Annotated in this window: 21 protein-coding genes; 9 read left to right on the top strand and 12 right to left on the bottom strand. The window is 48.1% G+C overall.

Annotated features, from left to right (window positions below; genetic code table 11):
* Positions 1 to 92: 92 nt before the first annotated feature.
* The 8 genes from curA (at position 93) to ACJJI0_RS06635 (ending at position 7158) form a co-directional block, all read left to right on the top strand.
* On the top strand, positions 93 to 1115 hold the full coding sequence (curA, locus tag ACJJI0_RS06670; protein WP_444885915.1) for an NADPH-dependent curcumin/dihydrocurcumin reductase: 1023 nt from the start codon (positions 93 to 95) through the stop codon (positions 1113 to 1115).
* A 41-nt stretch (positions 1116 to 1156) separates the two neighbouring features.
* Positions 1157 to 1837, top strand: coding sequence for a type 1 glutamine amidotransferase domain-containing protein (locus ACJJI0_RS06665; RefSeq protein WP_444885226.1), 681 nt, complete (start codon positions 1157 to 1159; stop codon positions 1835 to 1837).
* 117 nt (positions 1838 to 1954) lie between these two features.
* Complete coding sequence (gene nfuA, locus ACJJI0_RS06660; RefSeq protein WP_252085598.1) at positions 1955 to 2545, top strand: Fe-S biogenesis protein NfuA; 591 nt, start codon at positions 1955 to 1957, stop codon at positions 2543 to 2545.
* Between the two features lie 304 nt (positions 2546 to 2849).
* The gene (locus tag ACJJI0_RS06655) at positions 2850 to 3710 is read left to right on the top strand and encodes a patatin-like phospholipase family protein (protein WP_444885225.1); all 861 of its coding nucleotides are present in this window, start codon (positions 2850 to 2852) and stop codon (positions 3708 to 3710) included.
* Positions 3711 to 3745: 35 nt separating this feature from the next.
* A complete protein-coding gene (locus ACJJI0_RS06650) occupies positions 3746 to 4624 on the top strand; it encodes a patatin-like phospholipase family protein (RefSeq protein WP_444885224.1) in 879 nt (292 codons plus the stop codon).
* Between the two features lie 127 nt (positions 4625 to 4751).
* Positions 4752 to 5630: a patatin-like phospholipase family protein gene (locus ACJJI0_RS06645; protein ID WP_444885223.1), complete on the top strand. Its 879-nt coding sequence runs from the start codon at positions 4752 to 4754 to the stop codon at positions 5628 to 5630.
* A gap of 234 nt (positions 5631 to 5864) precedes the next feature.
* Positions 5865 to 6740, top strand: a complete 876-nt coding sequence (locus tag ACJJI0_RS06640; RefSeq protein WP_444885222.1) for a patatin-like phospholipase family protein — start codon at positions 5865 to 5867, stop codon at positions 6738 to 6740.
* Positions 6724 to 7158 (top strand): nuclear transport factor 2 family protein, encoded by a 435-nt coding sequence (locus ACJJI0_RS06635; RefSeq protein ID WP_444885221.1) that lies wholly within the window; start codon positions 6724 to 6726, stop codon positions 7156 to 7158. The genes ACJJI0_RS06640 and ACJJI0_RS06635 overlap by 17 nt, the downstream gene beginning before the upstream one ends.
* Before the next feature lie 68 nt (positions 7159 to 7226).
* Here ACJJI0_RS06635 and ACJJI0_RS06630 read toward each other — a convergent pair whose 3' ends face one another.
* From ACJJI0_RS06630 to ACJJI0_RS06620, 3 genes are all read right to left on the bottom strand, one after another.
* Positions 7227 to 8225, bottom strand: a complete 999-nt coding sequence (locus ACJJI0_RS06630; RefSeq protein WP_444885220.1) for an endo alpha-1,4 polygalactosaminidase — start codon at positions 8223 to 8225, stop codon at positions 7227 to 7229.
* 177 nt (positions 8226 to 8402) lie between these two features.
* On the bottom strand, positions 8403 to 10979 hold the full coding sequence (gene hrpB / locus ACJJI0_RS06625) for an ATP-dependent helicase HrpB (RefSeq protein ID WP_444885219.1): 2577 nt from the start codon (positions 10977 to 10979) through the stop codon (positions 8403 to 8405).
* A 105-nt stretch (positions 10980 to 11084) separates the two neighbouring features.
* The gene (locus ACJJI0_RS06620) at positions 11085 to 12638 is read right to left on the bottom strand and encodes an MFS transporter (RefSeq protein WP_444885218.1); all 1554 of its coding nucleotides are present in this window, start codon (positions 12636 to 12638) and stop codon (positions 11085 to 11087) included.
* Positions 12639 to 12957: 319 nt separating this feature from the next.
* On the opposite strand from ACJJI0_RS06620, the gene ACJJI0_RS06615 reads away from it, so the two are divergent.
* Positions 12958 to 13419 (top strand): cupin domain-containing protein, encoded by a 462-nt coding sequence (locus ACJJI0_RS06615; RefSeq protein WP_444885217.1) that lies wholly within the window; start codon positions 12958 to 12960, stop codon positions 13417 to 13419.
* Positions 13420 to 13573: 154 nt separating this feature from the next.
* Here ACJJI0_RS06615 and pcp read toward each other — a convergent pair whose 3' ends face one another.
* From pcp to ACJJI0_RS06570, 9 genes are all read right to left on the bottom strand, one after another.
* Positions 13574 to 14242, bottom strand: coding sequence for a pyroglutamyl-peptidase I (pcp, locus tag ACJJI0_RS06610; RefSeq protein ID WP_252085608.1), 669 nt, complete (start codon positions 14240 to 14242; stop codon positions 13574 to 13576).
* A 94-nt stretch (positions 14243 to 14336) separates the two neighbouring features.
* Positions 14337 to 14756 (bottom strand): ester cyclase, encoded by a 420-nt coding sequence (locus ACJJI0_RS06605; RefSeq protein WP_444885216.1) that lies wholly within the window; start codon positions 14754 to 14756, stop codon positions 14337 to 14339.
* Between the two features lie 257 nt (positions 14757 to 15013).
* Positions 15014 to 15475: a hypothetical protein gene (locus ACJJI0_RS06600; RefSeq protein WP_444885215.1), complete on the bottom strand. Its 462-nt coding sequence runs from the start codon at positions 15473 to 15475 to the stop codon at positions 15014 to 15016.
* 709 nt (positions 15476 to 16184) lie between these two features.
* Positions 16185 to 16586, bottom strand: a complete 402-nt coding sequence (locus ACJJI0_RS06595) for a hypothetical protein (RefSeq protein WP_444885214.1) — start codon at positions 16584 to 16586, stop codon at positions 16185 to 16187.
* Between the two features lie 259 nt (positions 16587 to 16845).
* Positions 16846 to 17454 (bottom strand): OsmC-related (seleno)protein, encoded by a 609-nt coding sequence (locus tag ACJJI0_RS06590; protein ID WP_444885213.1) that lies wholly within the window; start codon positions 17452 to 17454, stop codon positions 16846 to 16848.
* 182 nt (positions 17455 to 17636) lie between these two features.
* A complete protein-coding gene (locus ACJJI0_RS06585) occupies positions 17637 to 18092 on the bottom strand; it encodes a hypothetical protein (protein WP_444885212.1) in 456 nt (151 codons plus the stop codon).
* A gap of 271 nt (positions 18093 to 18363) precedes the next feature.
* Positions 18364 to 19437 carry a 3-deoxy-7-phosphoheptulonate synthase gene (locus ACJJI0_RS06580; protein ID WP_444885211.1) on the bottom strand — a complete coding sequence of 358 codons (1074 nt, stop codon included), beginning with the start codon at positions 19435 to 19437 and terminating at the stop codon, positions 18364 to 18366.
* 694 nt (positions 19438 to 20131) lie between these two features.
* Positions 20132 to 21418 (bottom strand): NRAMP family divalent metal transporter, encoded by a 1287-nt coding sequence (locus ACJJI0_RS06575; protein WP_444885210.1) that lies wholly within the window; start codon positions 21416 to 21418, stop codon positions 20132 to 20134.
* Positions 21390 to 22295, bottom strand: coding sequence for a LysR family transcriptional regulator (locus ACJJI0_RS06570; RefSeq protein ID WP_444885209.1), 906 nt, complete (start codon positions 22293 to 22295; stop codon positions 21390 to 21392). Before ACJJI0_RS06570 ends, ACJJI0_RS06575 begins: the two co-directional genes overlap by 29 nt.
* Positions 22296 to 22466: the final 171 nt, after the last annotated feature.

Here is a 22466-nt window from a genome sequence, read left to right as displayed (position 1 = left end):
AAAAACTCAGGAGAGGGCCTGGCTCGCCAATGGTACAAAAGGTTGTGCCAAGCGAAAGTCTGGCTCAGTGAAGGAGATACATCGTGCAATCAATGGATAAGAACCGCCGGGTTGTATTGGCTTCCCGGCCCGAAGGGGCACCGAGCGAAGACAATTTTAGTATTGAGGAGTTAGGGGTGCCCGAACCCGCTCGGGGTGAGGTGTTGTTACGAACGGTTTTTCTTTCCCTGGACCCCTATATGCGCGGCCGCATGAGTGATGCCAAATCGTACGCAGAGCCGGTACCCCTGGGGGGCGTTATGGTGGGTGGCACAGTAAGTCGGGTGCTTGTGTCACACCTGGATGATTTCGAAGAGGGAGACTGGGTACTGGGTTATTGCGGATGGCAGGATTATGCAATCTCAGATGGTGAAGGGTTGGTGAATCTTGGTAAAAATCCCAGCCATCCCTCCTATGCACTCGGTGTTTTGGGTATGCCGGGTATTACCGCCTATTACGGGCTGCTGGAAATTGGCCAGCCAAAAGCAGGGGATACTCTGGTTGTCGCTGCAGCTACTGGCCCTGTGGGCTCCACTGTAGGGCAGATTGGTAAAATTCAGGGATGCCGGGTAGTTGGTATTGCCGGTGGAGCAGAAAAATGCCGCTACGCGGTAGAGGAGTTGGGCTTTGATATCTGTCTCAACCACCGAGCAGAGGAGTTTCCCGAGCAGTTGGAGGAGGCCTGTCCAGACGGTGTGGATGTGTATTTCGAAAATGTGGGCGGAGATGTATTTGATGCGGTTTTACCGCTTCTCAATGACTTTGCCCGGGTTCCCGTGTGTGGGCTGGTTGCTCACTACAACGCTACGTCATTGCCTGAGGGTCCGGATCGCCTGAGCTTGTTGATGCGTGAAATCCTTACCAAGCGCCTTAAAATCCAAGGATTTATTATTTTTGATCAATATGAGCGCTTCGGCGATTTTATTATTGGTTTGAGTCACTGGGTTGGCGAGGGTCGCATCAAATACCGTGAGGATCTGGTTGAGGGGTTGGAAAAAGCGCCCCGCGCCCTGATGGGGTTATTGCGGGGGGAGAATTTTGGCAAAGTCGTGGTGCGCTTGGGTACCGACGATTAATTGCAGAACTGAATCAATAACAGGCACCAGGGAGGTCGCCGATGAAAATTTTAATAGTTTTGACTTCACACGATAAGCTGGGTAATACCGGTAAGAAGACTGGTTTTTGGCTGGAGGAATTTGCCGCGCCTTACTACGTCTTCAAAGATGCCGGGGCGCAAGTCACACTGGTTTCCCCCAAGGGCGGGCAACCACCGCTAGACCCCAAAAGTGATGAACCAGATTTCCAGACCGATGCCACCCTGCGTTTCCGCCAGGATCCGGCAGCCCAGCAAGCGCTTGCCAATACGGGCAAGCTTGCCAATGTGCAGGAGGCGGATTTCGATGCTGTTTTTTACCCCGGTGGTCACGGCCCCCTTTGGGATCTGGCAGAGGATAAGGATTCCATCTCCCTGATTGAGGCGTTCTATGGGGCTGATAAGCCGGTGGGTGCTGTGTGTCATGCACCGGCCATTTTTCGCCATACCCGGCGCAAAGGCGACCATCCCCTGGTTTCCGGCAAGAGTGTCACCGGCTTTAGTAACTCCGAGGAGGAGGCGGTGGGATTGGTGGATGTTGTGCCCTTTCTGGTGGAGGATATGCTTAAAGATCGTGGAGGTAACTACTCCAGCGAAGATGATTGGGCACCCTATGTGGTCGTGGATGGCAAGCTGGTCACTGGTCAGAACCCTGCTTCTTCGGAGGATGTGGCACAAACCCTGATGGGAATGATCCCCGTTTGAGCCATTTTCGGGGGGGCTACTCGCGGCCGTTACCCTCCCGAAAAACACACCGGTTTCACTTGGGCGTTTCTGAGAGTAAAATACCCGACAAAGAAGCTCGGTTATTTGAGAAGGCTTATGTCAGAACTGAATGTCACCATCACTGAATCCGCGCAGGAGTACCTGAAGGAACTGCTGGCCAAGCAGGACTGCGAGGGAATCGCGATTCGTATGTTTGTCTCCAATCCAGGTACTCCCAGTGCCGAAACTTGCATTGCCTACTGTCGCCCCGGCGAGGAGGAGGCCGAAGATGTGGTGATGGAGATGAACGGCCTCAAGGCCTACTTTGAAGGCCGCAGTGTGCCTTACCTGGACGATGCCAGGGTTGACTACTCCTCCGATAAAATGGGTGGCCAGCTCACCATTCGCGCGCCCAACTCGCGAATGCCGAAGATCACCGATGACAGCCCAATAGAAGACCGTATTAACTATGTACTCTTCAATGAGGTAAACCCCGGGCTGGCGGCTCACGGGGGCCAGGTGAGCCTGGTGGAGGTCACAGAGGATAAATTTGCCGTGTTGAAGTTTGGCGGCGGCTGCCAGGGTTGTGGCATGGTGGATATGACCTTGAAAGAAGGTGTTGAGAAAACTCTAAAAGAGAAAATCCCCGAACTGGCCGGTGTTAAAGATATTACCGATCACACTGATAAGTCTCAGGCTTATTACTAATAGTTGGGTCCGTATGCTCTTCCCGGAGAGCATTAAAAGGCGAAGTAATACTTCGCCTTTTTTCTTGCTTATCTGAACTGGTTAGTTCCTTTCTTATGATTTTGCCTCCCTTCTTACCTGTCGCTGCACTCCTTATTAACTTCTGAAGGCGCCTGGGCCGCCCCGGACTTTGCCTGCCCCGTATATATTTTAAAGACCTCTTGGATTTGTAGCTGGGGTGGCATCCACGCTCAAAAGGGGTGTATGGCGCCTTGTGGGCGCTCTGACTTCAGTGGCTATAGCGGGCAGGCCGGGATAGAGTTCTATGTTCGATCAGGTGGTATTCGCCGGTGGAGGAGTGCGCTGTACCTGGCAGATTGGGTTTTGGCAGTCTGTTGCAGACAGGATTCAACTTAGACCCAAGGTGGTGAGTGCCGTCTCAGCCGGCGCCCTGGTTTCCAGCCTGATATTGATGGGCAAGTCCTTGGATGCAGTAGAGTATTTTGCCGAGGCCTTCGAGGAAAATCCCAGTAATGTTCACTGGGGCAATCTCTTTCGTAAAGACCCGCTATTTCCCCATCACCACATCTACCGTAATGGTATGAGCCGACTGTTTGAGGGCGGTTTTGAACGCCTGCGAGAGGCTGCAGAAATGCGAATAGCAGTTAGCCATTCGCCGGGCTGGTTAAATGGCTCTTTAGCACTAATTATCGGAGTTGGTATTGATTACTCCGATACCTTTCTCACTCGTTCTCTGCACCCAAACACCGCCAAGCGCCTTGGTTATCGACAGTCCTTTTACTCGGTACGAGACTGTAACAATGTGGGAGATCTGCAAAAACTGATCCTCTCCTCCTCTTGCACGCCACCTTTTACGCCCAGACAACAGGACGGGGGTAGAGAGGTTCTGGATGGCGGTATCGTAGATAGCGTGCCGGTAGGTGGGCTTAAGCCGGGGCCAGGCCAGGTACTGATTCTGTTAACCCGCAATTACCCTCAGTACCCAAATCATTTCAGTTGCCAAAAGGGTGAGCAACTCTGGACCTATGTGCAGCCGAGCCGGCCTTTGCCGGTGAGCGTCTGGGATTTTTCCAATCCACAGAGTGTGTGGCAGGCCTTTGATGCGGGTTATGCTGATGGGGAGGCATTCCTGGCGGCATACTCTCCAGAGGGGAGCGCCAAGTGAAGAATTGGGTTATTGCTAGGTGGAGCAATTAAAGGGTGTTTGATCAGGTGGTATTTGCCGGTGGGGGTGGCCGCTGTACCTGGCAAATTGGGTTTTGGGAAGTGATTGCCGACCAGATAAAGCTCAAACCGAGAGTGCTCACAGGGGTTTCTGCTGGGGCCATGATTGCAGGTTTGATATTGATTGGCAGAGCAACTGCTTCGGTGGATTATTTCTCATCGGTATTCAATGCGAATCCTCGCAATGTGTATTGGAGAAACCTTTTGGGCAAGGCGCCAGTGTTTCCCCATTATGAAATCTATAGGGAAGGTATCCAAGAGCTATTTAGCGACCGCTTTAAAGACTTGAAATCCGCCGCGGAACTCAGGGTTGCTGTTTCCCGGCCACCCAATTGGCTGCCAGCATCAGTGGCATTGGCTGTTGGAGGGGCAATTTATTATTCCAACAAATATTTGCACCGCAAAATGCATCCAAAAGCGGCACGGCGGTTGGGTTACAAACAGGATTTTTTCTGCGCTCAGGAATGTACTGATATCGGAGAATTTACGCAGCTGATCCTGAGTTCATCGTGCACACCACCATTTACGCCAAGGCTGAGCTTGGCGGGGAAAAAAGTTTTGGATGGCGGGGTAGTGGACAATGTACCGGTTGAGGGTATTGATCCTGGTGAAGGGCGAGTCCTTATTTTACTGACCCGTCGCTATCGGGGCTTTCCCGATTGGTTTACCCAGTCTCAAGGCAGGCAATTGTGGACTTATGTGCAGCCATCACAGTCGCCCCCTATTAGTGTTTGGGACTTCACTAATCCTGAAGGCTTGATCAATGCTTATGAAATAGGGCGCCGCGATGGACGTATATTTATGCAGAACATGTTGGCTGAGCGGGGTTTTTATACGGGCTCGCAGAAAAAGTAACCCGGTATTTTAACCGGCATAAACAGTTGCCAAGAGATGATTGCTACAGATTAGATTTATTCAGCGGGGGAAGTTCGGTAAGTGCCGGCTCAGGAAGAGCGGTACAGTGGTAATAGGGAGCTTTTCAATGTTTGATCAGGTAGTTTTTGCTGGCGGTGGCGGCCGTTGTATCTGGCAGATTGGTTTTTGGGAATCTGTATCTGGTGAAATCAATCTATCTCCCAGAGTGGTGAGTGCTGTGTCGGCGGGTGGTCTTGTGGCGGGCTTACTGCTGATCGACAGGGGCCCGGAGGCGGTGGAGTATGTTCGCTCAGTTTTTAGTACCAATCGCAAAAATATCTATTGGGGTAATTTATTTAGGCAGGAGGCGGTTTTTCCCCAATACGCTATCTGCCGCGATGGGATTCGACAGCTGTTCGAACACGGCCCTCAGGCCCTGCAGAGTGTGGCTGAGCTGCGTCTGGCGGTTAGCCACCCGCCCGCCTGGATGTACGGTCCTTTGGCGCTAACTTTTGGCGCAGTGATTTATTATGCCGACAAGGGATTTACCCGCAATCTGCACTCCACGGCAGCCACCAAACTTGGGTTCCGCCAGAATTTTTACCGCGCTCAAGATTGTAAGAATATGGAGGAACTGGAACATCTAATTCTGAGTTCCTCTTGCACCCCCCCATTTACTCCAAGGCTCCATCTGAATGGCAGGGAAATTCTGGATGGCGGAATCGTGGACAATGTGCCGGTTGGCGGATTGGATAGCAAAGAAGGCAGGGTGTTAATTCTGCTAACCAATCGCTTCCGTGATTTCCCTGACTGTTTCACCCAGCGTCAAGGTGAACAGCTATGGACCTATGTGCAGCCCTCCAAAACGTTGCCGATTAAAGTGTGGGATTTCACTAACCCGGAAGCGGTTAACAAGACTTTGGAGATAGGTCGAGCTGATGGTAAGGCCGTATTGAGAAGGCTTAGAGAGGGCTCACCCCTTAGTGATGACCTAATCGCGCTTTAAGTTAATTTTGCTGATTAATTTTAAAAGTTGGGTGGCTCCGCGTGGGAGTAAAGGGGGCTGCTTTCTTGGTGGAAATGCCTGGGATGGCAGTGCTGAGGCCTCTGGTTGCACTAGCCTGCTGAATCCATTAGCTTATGCAATTAGTTGCATATAAGCTTTGTGCGGCGGTGCCCTAAGTGGAGAGCGGCTTTAGGCTTTACAAGGGCAGTTTGCCCATTGAACAGGAAAGGATGCATGTTTGATCAGGTTGTATTTGCAGGTGGCGGCGGTCGCTGTACCTGGCAGATTGGCTTTTGGGAGTCTGTTGCCGCAGAAATCGGGCTTTCTCCAAGGCGGGTAACCGCAGTTTCTGCTGGGGGGCTAATGGCAAGCCTGATCCTGATGGGGCGTATTGAGGCGGGTAGGGAGCACTTCTGGTCGGCTTTTGCCGCCAACCGCAAGAACGCTTATTGGGGCAACGTGCTAAAGAAAGAGCGGGTGTTTCCCCAGTACGGAATTTACCGCAATGCCATGCTGGAGTTATTTCGCGATGGCCTTGCGCCCCTGAGTGCGGCCGCAGATTTGCAGATTGGTGTTGTACACCCGCCGCGCCTTTTGCCTGCTGGGTTGGCGTTTGGGGTGGGGGCTTTGGCCTATTACACCGATAAGCACTTATTGCGCAGTCTTCATCCAAAAATAGCTCTGGGCCTGGGTTTCAAGCAGAACTTTTACCGCGCACAGGATTGCCAGAGCGTGGAAGAGTTGGTGGAGCTCATTCTTTGCTCATCCTGTACGCCGCCTTTTACACCGCGTTTGCGTCGTGCAGGAGATCCCGTGCTCGATGGTGGAGTCGTGGACAATATCCCCGTGGCTGGGCTGGATAGTGAGGCGGGACGGGTGTTGATTCTGCTCAGCCGCTGCTACCCCCGTTACCCAAACCGCTTTACCAGGCGCCGCGGAGAGCAGCTTTGGACCTATGTGCAGCCCTCGCGGCCGCCTTATCTCAGCGTTTGGGACTACACCAACCCTGAGTTGGCACAAAAGACTTACGAGCTCGGCCGTACCGATGGTCGGGAGTTTTTACAAAAACATATGCTTGAACAGGAGATGCTCGATGAGCAATACCAATAACCCAATAGCGGAGTCAATCGCCCTGTGGCACGAGATGGTTGCGGAGCGGGACCTCAGTCGCCTGCCCACTATCGTTGCGGAGGATGCGGTATTCCGCTCACCGGCGTTCTTTAAGCCTTACCACAGTTCTGCGGCGGTCTGCCTGATCCTCAATACAGTGATGCAGGTATTTGAAAGCTTTGAATATGATCGCAGCTTCACCACCGAGTCAGGCCGCGATTTGGCTTTGGAGTTTAAGGCCAGCATCGGTGACAAGAGCCTTAAAGGGCTGGATATCATTCGCTTTGATGAGAATGGCAAGATCGTGGAGTTTGAGGTGATGATACGTCCCCTCAATGCCCTGCAGAAGCTGGCGGAAGAGATGTCCGGCCGCCTGTCCCAGTATGTGACTCAGTACAAGGATTCCCAGCCGGCCTGATTCCCAATCTCCACCCATCCAGTTGGTGATGGGTGGGGTTTTAGGCGCTATGAAAGCGAGGTTTGCTCTTATTCCTCGGTTTCGAGGGAATCGAAATATTCAAAAACGTCGATGCCATCCATATAAGCACCATCGAAGCCTGCATCTACGATCCTGAAGATATAGGAGCTGTTGTTGCCATAGATAATGTCCTGCCAGCCGGCTTTCCAGTACTCCACGTAATAGTTGCCCGATTCATTGGGGACTTCGTCCAGTAGCCAGGCCGGCGGATTGGCGGACCAAGAGTTTTGCCAGTAGTAGCGGTTGCTCTGGGCCATGCCAATATTGACATAGGCCATCAACAGGCGGTCCCCGCCATTGTTCTTCTTTTTTAACTGCTTGATCTGCTCTTCGGTATAGGGCTCGCCATCAAAGAAGAAGTCGATAATCAGCAGGTCGTAGTCAGTTTTGGATAACTCGTCAACAAAAACTTCAGGCGAGGAGTAGTTCGAAGTATTTGTGATATTGAGGAAATTTTTGACATCTTCCAGCTTATCAATGTCGTCATTGTTCACATTGAAAGGTTTTTCCGGGTAGGGAGGAATATTGTTCAGAAGCGTATTGTCGGCTGCGAAGGAGATGTAGCCGGCTTTCTCGTTCTCCTCGTAAGACTCGTCAATATTGCGTTCGCTATAGGCGTAATCGGTCACCAGGATTTCACGGCCTTTCTCCTTGGCCAGGTTGAGATAGTCCTGCAGGCGCTTGCTTTCAGTTTCGCTGGTGGGTTGGTCTACATTACCGTTCTGCCCAAAGAAGACCGCCTCCTGGGCGATACCATCGGTAGAGTTCACATAGGCGTCATCTACCGGGCCATTGGTCCTGGTATTGGTGGTGATCAGCTCAATACCGTTTTGCGGAACGATAATAAAGTCTCGCTCAAGGCCCTTTGCATACTTGCTGATATCCTCCACAAACAGGCGCATTTCTTCATCGTAATCGATATTTACGGGAATAATGATGTCGGGTAAATCATCACTACAGCCAAGAAAGAGTAGTGGGCTGAAAAATAGCGCTAGCTTCCTATGCAAGGTCGTTCTCCAACTAGATGTAATAGTTAAGCTTAGATGTTTTGTCTGTTAGTAATCTATTGGCAGAAAAGTACAGATATTGTTCCCCATTGGCAAACGCCAACTTAAATTGCTGCAATCTAGTGGGGGATTGCTGAATGTGGACTTAACATGGCTGAAAAACTTGATTTGGGGCTCTTAGGAGCCCCTGGGGTTATCCATTCTCTTTTTAGTCTTGTTGGTGGCGACCGCGGTACGGGGGTCATCTGGCCAGTAGTGCTTCTGATATTTGATACGCAACTCCTTTTTGACCTCTTCGTAGGTGTTTGCCCAAAAATTAGCCAGATCGCGAGTGATCTGTACCGGGCGACGAGCAGGGGAGAGCAGGTGAATCATTAGCGGGTATCCCCCACGCAAAACTGCGGGGGTTTGTGCCAGGCCGAAGAGTTCCTGTAAGCGCACAGCCAGGATTGGTGGGGATGCTTCGTAATCGATAGCAATGCGTGAGCCGCTGGGTACGGTGTAGTGGCTGGGAGCCAGCTCATCAACCTGCTGAATATGGGCCCAGTCGAGTTGTGCGCGCAGAATATTGAGCAGGTCCAGCTGCTTGAGCTGCTCAAATTTATGGAAGCCATGTAGATGCGGTAATAGCCAGCGCTCAAGGGCCTGCAACAGCGTATCATCACTCCAGTCGGGCAGCGGAGTGCCTTCCAGTGGTGACTTGCCACTTTCCTCCTTTCGCAAAAACGCCACCCGCGCACGAAATTGTAGGGCTTCTTTACTCCAAGGCAGTAGAGAAAGCCCTTTTTGGCGAATGGCATCGAGTAGTGCCCGGCTCAATAACTCTGATGGAACATCTCTGGCGACTTGCTGCTGCAGCACCAGTTTGCCCAGTGTGACCTGCTCCAGGGCTTCGGCACGCCCGGCGGTATCATCCCAGCGAATAGTGGTATTTTGCTCGATTTGGTCGGCAAAACAGCGCTGTAAGGCGTTTTTTGAAATTGGAGCGGCCAGCTGTATTCTCGCATCGCGCCCCAGTCCATCCAGTTCGGCAACCACAAGGAAGTCGCTGAGAGTCAGGGCGTCTTCGTGCGAGAAATGTGCGCCTCGGCCGCTGCAAAGCAGGTAGCGGCGTGCACTATCTTGGCGGCTTTTGGCAATTCTATCCGGATAGGCGAGCCCCAATAGCACCCCGATTCTATCGGCCTGGTCAATGCTATCGCTGTTACGAGGTTCTTGCGGCTTGAAATCCTTTAATTGCCCTTGCCAAGTGTTGGCCTGCTGGCAAATACGTTGCACCGCACCGCGGTCGATATTTTGCCCCTTAGAATGGGCCTGTAGTGCTTCGATACGTTTGCTGATGTCTCTATCCCAGCGTGCTTCTCCCCGGAAGATATCCCTCTCTGACAGTAGCGCCGCGAGTAGGCAGGCCTGTTGTGATAGATGCCAGTCGAGGCTGCGAAGCATCATATGGGCGAGGCGTGGATGGCAACCCAGGGTGAGCATGGCGCTGCCGTGTGGAGTGATGCGCAAGTCTTGGTCTAGTGCGCCCAGTTGCTTTAATAGTGCCTGGGCTTGGGCTAGAGGACCTGTGGGGGGAAGGTCCAGCCAGCTCAGGTCGGTGGGATCACTGACTCCCCACTGAGCTAATTCCAGCGCCAGGGGGGCCAAATCGCTGCGTATTATTTCGGGGGTGTTTTTACTGCTGAGGCTGCGTTGGCGGCCCTCGCTCCACAGTCGCAGGCAAAATCCAGCGCTGAGGCGCCCGGCGCGGCCGCTGCGCTGGGTGGCAGAGGCTTGTGAGATTCGACAGGTCTCCAGCCGATTCATACCGCTGTTAGGATCGAAGCGAGACTCTCGCATTAAGCCGGAATCCACAACTATGCGGATTCCCTCAATCGTCAGGCTGGTTTCTGCCACATTGGTTGCTAGTACCACTTTGCGTTGATCAGGAGCGGCCGGAGCGATGGCCTGATCCTGCTGCTCGCGGGTCAAGTCGCCATAGAGTGGAGCGAGAATAATGCTATCTGGTTTGAGATCATCCGCAGAGGCGAGTTGTTCGCGCAGTAACTCCTCTACCTTGCGAATCTCTGAAACTCCCGGAAGAAATGCGAGTACACTGCCTGACTCTTTGCGAAGTGCTTCGAAAATCTTGCGACTCATGAGCGCGGGCATAGAGCGGTGATCTTCCGGCTCCTCCCGCTGACCAAGGTAATCGATATGTACGGGGAAGCTGCGTCCCTCACTACTGACCACTGGCGCACCGCCGAGCACCCTGGCTACCGCCTCGGTTTCCAGGGTTGCAGACATTACCAATAGTTTCAGGTCTTCGCGCAGATATTCCTGGGATTGCAGGCACAGTGCCAGGGATAGGTCGGCTTGCAGACTGCGCTCGTGAAACTCATCAAAAATAACCAGCGAGGTTTCTGACAGTTCCGGATCAGACTGCAGCAGCCGGGTAAGAATACCTTCGGTAACAACCAGGATACGGGTTTTCGCACTTCGCCGCCGTTCCCCGCGTACCTGGTAACCCACAGTCTCGCCTAGCTTCTCTCCGAGCTGGGCAGCCATACGTGCCGCAGCCGTGCGCGCAGCCAGGCGACGAGGCTCCAACATAATGATATTGCGTTGCCCCAACCAATCGGTTTCGAGCAGGGCCAAGGGAACAACGGTAGTCTTGCCTGCGCCAGGAGGAGCTTGCAGTACCACATTGTTGTGTGTTTCCAGTGCTTTGAATAACTCTGGTAGGGCGGAATAAATTGGTAACTCTGGCATAGCAGAGAATTATAGAGGATTAAGGGGTGTGAGTGTATGGGGCTATTGTACTCCTACAAAGTAGTAATTATTTGGCACTGAGTACTATTTGTAACTGATGACTACTTATAATGCCCCATCTTTGCTAAGAAACTGAGTGGTATTTCTGAAAAGTAAACTAGTCAGTAACCCAGTGAGAGATAAGCAGAGAAAAGCGATCATTAACGCATGAAATCCAGAGTGAAATGATGCTTGCCCCCACTCCAAAACTTGAGAATGTAGCGAAGAATCTGGGAAAATTCTTGTTATTTTTTTAAGAGGTTGAGCTCCAGTTATAAAGGGGAGAACATCCAGCATATTAACTTGGTGCTCATTGGAGAGAGTTTCTTTTGAGAGCATTGTGAAAGTTCGGACACTGACAGTGCTTACTATTATTCCTGTGAATGATATTCCTGCAGCATACCAGAGGTAGGTGTTAGAGATGAACAGCCCATAAGCTGCTCCCTTTTCATTTTTTGGGGCACTTTGAACTGCTGCAAGATTGGTTGAGGAGTACATTATTCCGGCAGTAATACCCATAAAAACCATGCCGAATATGAGGTAATGCCAGGACAGTTTATCTGGCATCAGTATTAGTGATAGAGCAGCTGTTAGACAGGTAAATTGGGCAAAGACGATGGAGGGGATGGGGTTGAATTTATTATTGAATATTCCAGCTGCAATTGAGGAAAAGCATAAGAATATTGTCATTGTGAGAATGATGAGGCCAACCTTGGCAGCTTCATAGCCAAGTATATTCTCTAGGTATAAAGGTAAAATAAATAGGAAAGAGCCAAATATCATTTGAAAGCATGCGCGAGTTATAAGTAATCCTTGGAAAAGTTTGCTTTGGAGTAGGTTCAGGTTTATCAATGGTTGGGGTAGGGTTCTCTGCCAAAGGAAAACAAAAATTAAGATAACTAAAGAGGATGCAAGAGGTAGAATAAACTGAAAGCTGGCTATTCCTTTGTGAGGTTCAAGGTTAAGTGAAAGTAATATTAGGAGGTAGGCCGCTAGAATAAGAAATCCTGATTTGTAATGAATATAAATTTTTTTGTTTTGAATGTCTCTTTTTGCGAAAATTTGCAAGATGGTGAGACATAGCAAGCATACAGGAATATTGATTAAAAAGGCCCATCTCCAACCCAGGTGGGTGACAATAAAGCCGCCTAGAATCGGGCCTATTGACTGAGCTGTAGCGGTAAAGATCACCAGTAGGCCAACGGCTAGGCCTTGTTCAGACTTTTGAAAGTGGCTTTCCGCTAGAACAAAAATCATGCCGAAAGAGGCTGCCATGCCAGATCCTTGTATAAGCCTGCCGGCGATTATGGTCTCAAGGTTGGGGGCTGCACTGGCAATTACTGATCCTAGAAGAAAAATGGTTATGCCCAGCATGAGGGTGTTTTTATGACCAAATCGATCACCAAACTTACCCGTAGTAATGATTAGTCCGCCCATGGCAATAAGATAAATATTGTTAACCCACTGCAGCTGATATATTTTTGCGGAAAAATTTTCTCCTATAGTAGGGATCGCAAGGTTGATCACGGTGACATCAATATTGATGATCATTAGGCCAAGTCCAAGGCCGCTTAGTACCCACCATCGATGTTGATAAGGAAGTTCCGTTTGGTTACTCATGCCGTCCAATTAATCATGATTTTAGGGAAAGTGAGGGGATCTTTTTAGCTTGTAAGTAAAATATCTCAATAAATGAATATGTATCTGCTATCAGAATTTTGGAGTGTCTTTAGTTTCTCTAGAATCTCATTATGTATGGTAATTGAATGCTTGATATTAAAAGTTATAGCTTTGTTATAGGGGAGCTACTACTTATTGGATTGGACTGTAACAATATATGACAGTGATGTTCATTATTTGGTTGTCTACTTGAACCTATAAAATTTTAGGGGGCATCTATTGTTGATTAAGTTGATCTGAAATCTGAGTGGAGAAAGGTATGGGGCTAAATTTAAGGCGTGTAGTAACAGGGCATGATAATTCTGGTAGACCTATTGTGGTTCTAGATGACAGCGGTGAACATATATCTAGCTGGCGCTCGCATATGGAACAGCAACAATTCTGGACGACAGTTGAGCTGCCCGTAGAGATTGACTCAGAGAATAGTGATAAGGGCGCACGTGAGGTTGGCACTGTGATACCTGGTGGCTCAATCTTCAAGGTGGTGGAGTTTGGTCCTGGGGTAACTCCTCGTATACACCGCACAGATAGCCTGGATTATGCAATTGTACTCTCCGGAGAGATCGACATGGAGATGGGGGAGGATACGGTAATCCACTTATCCGAAGGTGATGCTTTAATTCAGCGAGCTACCGTTCATAACTGGGTCAATCGGGGAGATAAACCCTGCAGAATTGCGTTCGTATTAATCAGTGCCCAGGGCGATACTGCTATCGGTTAGCGACGGGCTATTAAAAGATAGTGGGGAAGGATACGCCACCCATGAGTTAAGTGAAGAATTATTGATTGTGAGCCTATCGGAGCAGGCTTGCTATTCATTAGAAAGACATCTCTCTGGGCATCAGGCGGTGTAAATATACAACGCTGAAACCGGGCTAAATTTGGGGCTTGGAGAGAATAGGTTCATCAATATCCTCAGTGTGCCCCAGTGCAGCTTCAATTCCGGCATGCACTCCGAGAGCCGCTGTCTCTCTCGACATGCTGGGAGTGCCGATGTTTTCTGCCAGCGCGGCTACTTGAGGTAATTGAGGAAGGTGTATCCAGCCTGCGCGAATATCCAGCTGATTGGTAATAATATAGTGAAGTACCCCGTACATCAGGTGGTTACAGCAGAAGGTGGCGGCAGTGTCGGAAATATCTGCGGGAGCGCCGGCATTGCGCATGGCTTTCACCATGGCGCGAAGCGGTAGATTACTGCGATAGGCCACCGGGCCATTGGGTATGGTGGGCTCATCCTGCATCTCCACCCCGCGGTTATCTTTAAGGCGGTAGCGTGTTGAGTCATTATAGTTTTGTGCGATTCTCTCTACAGTGATAACAGCACGGCCGGCATATTCACCGAGCATCATCACTATTTGTGGGCGAAGTTCGTTAATAGCCCTTGTGACGATCTCGATACATTCGAAAAAATTGTTTGGCACAAGTAGACCGCAGACTTCAGCGCTGCCAATACGGGTGCCATCCAGTACACGCATCACGGATTCGGCCGGGTTGATTGGTGTATGGCCAAAGGGTTCAAATCCAGTAACAAGAACTTTTGTCATGGCAGTTTATTGTTGATAGTAATTCGATGAGATCCGTATCTAACTAAATCCCCGAATTCACATTTGCCAGATCCGGGGTTTTAGCTCCTGGGGTTTACTGGATCAGCCCCAGCTCCTCAAGGAAAGAGTATTTATCCCAATCCACCCAACTTTCTACCATCTTTCCACCTTCGTAGCGATCGGTATGGGTGCCTGTCCAGTTGCTGGTTTTATTGGTGGCCTCATACTGCATGAATTTACCTGTGTGAGTGGCCGTTACGCGCCAACGGGTACATACATAATCACCCTCTGCAACTTGCAGTAAAATCTCCATTTTTACGTCGGAGAAGCTATTGTGAAACTCCTTCACTAAGTCTTGCCACTCTTCTAGCGTTTCTGTTGAGGTACCTCCAGAGGCATCTGGCATTTGGTGATTTTTGTAATTGGCAGATAAATAATCTGAGGCTTCATGTGGGGTATTGTCCCCCCAAAGCTCAAGTAACTTTTTGGAAGTTGCTTTATGGTTGGCGGACATAGTGCTCTCCAGGATTGTGGATGGCGACATTTGTGTTGTCAGGCAGGGCAAGCATAGTGTAGAGAAGGAAAAATGCCCTATTGAGGCTGCTAGAAATTGTCCTTTTACACGGCTATTCGATCAGTCTTCCGATTGTGTATCGTTTTGATATTCTTCGACAAAGTTTTCAGAAAGGTTCAACCAACAAGAAAGGGGCCTTGCGGCCCCTTTAGTTTGCTTCGCAAACTCTATTGATAGGTCATCAGTTACTCATACTGTTAGCGGTAGTTACTGATGCACTGATTGTATTCGCGGATGTAGATCTTACCACCATTCGCATGGTTACGGTTCGCCTTGTCTGCCGCGAAATTCATGCAGCCTCTTACTTGGTCTTGAGTCAGACCGTAGTAGCGAGGCGTAGGCGCACGCCAATAGTAGTTAGGTCGAGAACCGCGCCAGTAATAACGAGGCTGAGAACCGCGCCAGTAGTAACGGGGCTGAGAACCACGCCAATACATATTTCTGGGCTGCTCATATTGACGGATAGCAGTGGGCGGATTTACTGGGTAAAAATAACGGCCTTGTTCATTAAAGGCATAAAAGGTATTTCCGCTTTGATAGTAAGTCTTGCCGAGTATTTGTACTGGTGAAGAGCCGGCAGGTAGCTGAGCGAGACGCTCTTGGGCTACACCGTACCCTGCAAGAGAGAACAGTAAGATCATTGAAAATAAATAGCGCATAACGTTTTCTCCTTCTCCCAACTTGGCAACAAGTCTACTCAAATGTGTGTTGTGTCCCAATGCGCTCTATTGGAAGTTTCGGTTGCTTCACCACTAGTTTTAAAGACTACAACGAAATAAAGGAAAATAAACCAATAGTAAAGTTTTCTGATATTTTCTTGGGGTGCAAAAATTGCTCTAATTGATGATGTTTTTAGGGAATTTAAATTCTACTCCATGGCAAAGATAACAACAGGGCAGGTAAAACTGTTTTTCAGTTGGGGGGGAGATGAAGTTGATTATCTTTTGGTCGTCTAGCACTGAAAAGGGCTTTGCCATGAGATGAATGTATTTTTTTATTTTCAGTTGCGTGGTTGTGGGGGGGAATTCTGTGAGTATTAATGATACCTGTTGTGTTTAATCTATATAAGGACACTAGTGGGGCCTACTTTGCTGGAGCTGCGGATGTCTTCCAGGGAGTGATGTTTGCCATGCAGAGCAGGGTTGGCTAGTGGCCTGGATAGGGTATTTACTAGGTTTTATTGCTACATCGGTTGACTTGGTGGGATTGTTGCTTTGTATTTGGCTGGTTTTGATCGTTCTTAATCTTTTAACGTAGTGTATCAAAGCGTATTGTTGAGCGCAGATGAAAAGTCACCCAGTCTAGCTATTGGTCGCACGCAAAAGATGGAAAGGTTTAAAAAGTTTTCTGAATTAAGCTCCTTATTTGCTATGGGTTTGGTAATAGCCTACGGGTGTTCTCTAAACACATATTGTATTCGCGTATATAGACTTTGCCGCCCTTAGCAGGATTGGCATTAGCCTTGTCTGCTGCCATATTCATACAGCCTGCAATTTGTCCTCGAGTCAGCGGCGGCCCTGGTTCCGGACGAGTAGAACGAAAAGATAGGTTTCTTGGGCGTTCATATTGGCGAATAGCGGTAGGAGGATCTACCGGATAGTAGTAACGTCCCTTTTCACTAAATGCATAGAAGTTATTGCCACTTTGGTAGTAAGTTTTTCCGAGAATTTGTAGTGGCTGGGCGTCAGATGGAAGTTGTGCGAGTCGCTCTTGAGCAGTGCTGAAATTGGCAATGGAGAATAACAATAGTACCAAAAATAAAAAATGCATTCTGCGATCTCCCTCGCGCAACCTAGCAGAATTTTACTTTAGTTAAATGTAAGCCCCAATGTGCGTTTTAGGGATCCTATCTACTGTGAGAAAGATAATTTTAATGTGATTAATAAAGACATTTTCACTTTTCCAAAAAAATGAGCAAATTAATCTATAGGCGGTTGTATAAAGGGGGTAAAGGTCTAAATTCGGAAGCTTTTGGTTTCATAATCTGTCTGCTAGCGCTTCACCCTGAGTATTACTAAGCCAGCTGGGTTTATGTAAAAGGTATAGGTTTGTCGTTTAGATAAAGAGAGGTTGTGACAGGTGTGGCTTTGGCTACCGTTTGTAGCGACATACAGGCTTGCCGGCAGCAGTGGGCAAACTCCACGAGTTTTTCCTCCGTCTCATCACTTTCTATAATCAAGTGAATCTCCACCCGGTCACCCTGGCCAAATACCTTTTCGGGTTGAATTCCACCAAAGTTAAGAGTGGTTGAAAATTCGGTCTTTTGTTCAAGCCTTACCTGCTTAAGTTGAATATTAGAGAGTTGTGCCAGCATCTCTACATGAGACATCATGCAGAGTGCCAACCCTGCAGAAAAGTACATGATGGGTGATGGAGCGCTACCCCGGCCTCCAACCGCAGTTCCTTCATCACATATCAGCTCCCAAGTTCCTCCATTAGGTACATTCGAGAAAATAGTTGCCTTCTTTAGGTGATGTCCTTGGGGCATTTGTTCCACATTGATATGGGCATGAAATCTTAAAAGCTCCCCCTGTTTCACTTTGTCCAGGTGAGGTGGGGGAAATGTATTTTGCTCAGCGTCATCATTAAGCTTACGAACAATGGTTGTCGAGGACATATCCCATTCTACGGACTCCATAGTGGGTACCTCTTAATGGTTGTGGGTTGGCTTTGAAAGTGCCAGATACTCAAAAGAACATAGAAATGTCGGTAGTTTAGAGTTTCTGCTGAGGGCTCCCCAATTGCAGGGGGAAAATCAGGGTGTGTAAATGTGAGGCTTTTCGCAGAGCCTTTAGGAGTTATGGTATTTGTCTATTGATCTTAGGCAAGCAGTGCTAGGCCTGTCCGTTGTTCTAACTCATAAGCATAGCGTTGAGCTTCTTTTAATTGCTGGTAGGACCTTGCCGTAATGCCCTCATTAAAAGTCGCGTATTTGAAAATAAGCACTACCTGATAGCTGGTATGGCCACTTCTGCTCTCTTTAGAGTGGTTAGAGTAGGAAACTATTTTAATACCTTTGAAAATCGTGAGGGGCTTTTCTTCTGTCCAGTTGTGCCAGAGAATTCGATTTTGAGACACGTACTGCCTAGTTTCAAAATCAATATAGTGATCTTTCTTGAACGAAAAAGTGATTACGGCGAGAAGGCAAAGTAGGGTGGTGGCAATCCAGGAGAATACAGAGCCAGTATCTAGGGCAAAGCTAAGGCTCACAAAGAGCCATATCAGAACAAAACCACCCAGTATATAGGTAAGTATTTTATTAGACTGCAGTTCCATTTAGCTGCTTCTATTCTAAAAGATTTATTCTTGATCAATATTTGTACAGGTTTGATTCCCTGCCTATCTGGAAAACCGCTTCCTATGCCCTGTTTACTGTGGGGAGGGTACTCCTACGGCGTCCCATTGTCAGCCTTTCTGAGGCTTTTGGTGGTTAGGAGATATCTAAGCTCGCCATGAGGGCGCTTGGGAGGGGCTGGCAGCCAGTATTAGAAATAAATAGCTGCCAGTTAGGGAAAAGGGGGACGCAGCCCCCTATAAAGTTACATACTTAGAAAGTTCTACTCTTCAGTGGCTCTCGCAATTGTTCGGCCATACCCAGTAATAGGGACTCGGTAGTTTCCCAATCGATACACTTGTCGGTAACAGAGACGCCGTATTCCAGGTCATTCAGATTGGCGGGAATCTTCTGATTACCGGCTTTCAGATTACTCTCCACCATAATGCCAATAATTGATTGATTACCATCAAGAATCTGGTGAGTCACGTTATCTACCACCAGGGGCTGTAATTCATGATTTTTATTGGAGTTGGCGTGGCTGCAGTCGACCATGATATTGGGGGTAATACCGGCGCTGCGTAGTTCCTGTTCACACATGGCAACGCTGACCGAATCGTAATTTGGTTTGTCGTTACCGCCGCGAAGCACAACATGGCCATAAGGGTTGCCGGAGGTATGAATAATGGCAACCTGACCGCGCTTGTTGATACCGAGGAATCTGTGGGGATTAGCGACAGATTGCAAGGCATTAATCGCTACTTCTAATCCGCCATCGGTACCATTCTTAAAGCCCACAGCAGAGGAGAGGCCGCTGGCCATTTCCCGATGAGTTTGGGATTCGGTAGTGCGTGCGCCAATGGCTGACCAGGAAATCAGATCTTGCAGGTATTGGGGAGAGATTGGATCCAGTGCTTCTGTCGCGGTGGGCAGCCCCAGTTCGGCGACATCTAAAAGTAGCTTGCGGCCGATATGAAGGCCTTCCTCAATCTTGAAGGAATCATTCAAGTGGGGATCGTTGATCAGGCCCTTCCAACCAACTGTGGTGCGGGGCTTTTCGAAATAGACTCGCATTACTATCAGCAGGGTATCGGAAACCTTATCTGCCACCGCTTTCAGGCGCTTGGCATAATCCATTGCAGCGTCCACATCGTGGACGGAGCAAGGTCCGATAACCACCATCAAGCGGTGGTCTTTACGATCGAGGATATCACGCACGGCGCTGCGCCCTTTGGCGACGGTCGCTTCGGCTGCATCGCTAATGGGGAGTTCTGCTTTCAGCATCTCCGGGCTGATCAGGACTTCCTGGGAGACGACATTCAGGTCGTCGAACTGCTGTGTAGTCATAGCGTCTTCTGATTACTCTGTTCCTTAGTGCCGCTCTGCACCTGCAGGCGGATGACTTATCCTACTGTGCCGCAAAGAATAGGGCGAGGGTTTCATTTGCAACCAAATATTTGGCCTGATTTTGGGATGTGCATTTGTATTTTTCCTATGACAGTTTGGCACTTCAGGAGCGTTTAGAGGAAGTCGCTTAGGAGAGTTTTGGCGTGGAAGAAGTGATGATTTGGAGCTTCATCAGTTGAGTACAAGCCTACTTATGAGTACCCAGTGATTAAGAGGTGATCAATGGGCCTTCCTTTCAGAGTTGTTCATGCTGAAAGGAGCTAGCTTATGATGAGCCACTCATTATGTGAGAAGTTCAGTTTTACAGAGATAGGAATAGCAATCCAAGTAACCACCTTGATAGATCTAATGCCAACTGCTTAGATGGCTTAACTCAGGGTAAAAAATTGAGTCTGTAGCTGAAACTACTGATATAACCTGTGCGGGAGAGTTCAGAAGTACCCCTGAATATGAGGGGCAGTATTCATGAAGTAAGCTGATTTCCTCGGACTGCACCTTGTGTCAACAAAGTACTAGGAAAGCTGAAGATGAAGAGGGGTTGATCTCTAAGGCTTAGATGACCTTATATATTGCGCTCATCCCTGAGCTTTACATTTCTAGACTTTTCAAGTCTGTTGATGTTGCAAAGAAATCGTTAGTTACTCAAGAAGCGCCAATAAATAAAGTAAAAGCTAAAACCTATCATTAAGCACAGGCAGGCATAAGTGTAAACTAAGTACCACCCTTTTAAGTGATACTCTCTTGGTACCCATTTCCCGTTCATAACAAGAATGTTGAGTAAAGCAAAGATTGGAGCACAAACGAAAGATAAAGTAGTTACAAAGTCGATAAGGTTTTTTAACTGATCAGCAAATAGGGAGATAATAAACCAGCTTATAAGGCTTAGTATAACAAGGGTGGATACGTAGACTCTATTTTCTGGAATCTTGATACTATTCGATGATCTCAAGGCACTTCGCCAAACTTGAGGAAAGCCATCGGAGACTGCAAAGGTGGTTGAGAAAAGCGCGACAAAACAGATAATACTGATTGTTAAATGGCTCCAGTCACCAAGGGATTCGGTATAAATATTGATTAGCTGACCAGCAAATATGCCTGCAGATTGGGATAATTCAATATCTTTCCCAAACATTACTAGTGCACCTAACCATACAAATACAATCGCTAATAACAAACTGGTGAAATAGCCAACCTTAAAGTCAAATATGAGAGATTTCCTGGCAAACCCTCTATCTGGTTTTTCCTTTATCCTTCGTTCCGACCAAATAGAGTGCCAAACAGAAACTTCAATCGAAGTTGGCATCCAGCCGACTAAGGCGACAACAAATGCGATGCTCACAGCTGGTGCTATATCGGCTGTTAAATGGGATTTAGAGGGAAGAAGTCCATATTGACTTATTGCAGCAATGAGTGTGATCAAGCTGGCAATAGCCAGTATGAGGACCATCCACTTTAAGCTTTCATTCAGCCATTTAAATTGGCCAGCAATCAATATTGCACAGGTAATGACCAGAATGATGGCAGACCACTCTGAAACATTTAGGATATCGCCAAATAAATTGAGCGCTAAAGCAGCTGTGACAATCGTAACTGCAGCTTGAACAAAGAACATTGTTAGAAATGTGAGAGCCATATAACTATAAAAACCCACTCGACTGTGTTTTTTATAGCCTTCCAATAAACTCTCGCCGGTGACAGCTGCATACTCTGGACCGATTTTGAAAAAAGGGTATTTGACTAAATGAGCTAGGAAAATAAAACCAATCAAAGCGAAAGCGTAATCTGCTCCTGCGCGAGTAGACTGCACGATATGAGACACGCCAATACTGCTTGCGGCCCAAATAATTCCAGGGCCTAGGTTTGAGAAAGTGCGTTTAAATACATCCATTAAATCAGAACTGCTCGGAATGATGTTGCTCAAAATAGCTCTTAGCCACATCGATAAAGGTTTTAACCTTCAAGGAAAGCTCGCAGCGATGAGGGTAGAGCGCAAAAATAGTCAGTGGCTTTATTGTGAATTTAGGTAAAATCTCAGTGAGTTGGCCAGAGTCGACATAAGATTTGACAGAGTAAAAAGGCGCTTGGATTACTCCTTGTCCTTCAGCTGCTGCCTCATTCAATAGCCTCCCATTGTTAGATTGCCAGGCCCAGGGGAGTTTGATTTTTTTTATTTCTTCTTTGTCTTGAAATAGCCAGTGATCCCCTCGTATGCTGTGGTTAAAGAAAAGTAATTGATGCTTCTTTAATGAATCCATGTTTTCAGGGAGCCCATTCTTCTCAATGTAAGAATCACTTGCCCAGAGTGCTAGCTTAGTTTTCGCGATAGATTGGACGATATAGCTAGAGTCGGGTAATTCTGGTGCGATTCTAAAAACGAGATCGATTTTATTGTCGAGTAAATCGAGTGGGTCATTGCTGAGGTGAAAATCCAGGAATACCTGAGGGTATAGCCTGCGGTAATTGGCAATCAATCCTGAAAAATATTGACTGCCTAGCTCTATGCTGGTCGATATCGATAGCCTGCCTCTGGGCTCTTGATTATATTCTGACATCGTCTGGTCGACGGAGTGGAGTTTTTTTAGTATTGGTGAAATTTGCTTATAGTAATCATCGCCCGCTTCGGTTATTGATACTTTGCGTGTATTGCGCATCACCAACAGGCAGCCCAGTTCCTCTTCTAACTGCTTAATGTACTTACCAACCATTGCTGCGGAAATGCCGAGTTCGCGAGCAGCAGCTGCAAAGTTTTGTTTTTCGCATACCAAACAGTATGCCTCAAGGGCGTGTAACTTGTTCATTGACTCCCCTGATGGCTAGTCTTCTTCTCTTCTTACGGTGGGCGTAAACTGGAGTATACCGATAAGTATAATAAACCAATAGTTTATACACTATAAACTTAAATGATATTTAAAGTGCATCCCAAATGACGCAAAATTTTGCTATTAGGTTAAAATTCCCCACAGTCTTCT

The sequence above is a fragment of the Microbulbifer mixtoriginis (SeqCode) genome, assembly GCF_052466695.1.
The sequence above is the reverse complement of the archived record's forward strand: the minus strand, read 5'-3'. Positions and strand labels throughout refer to the sequence as shown.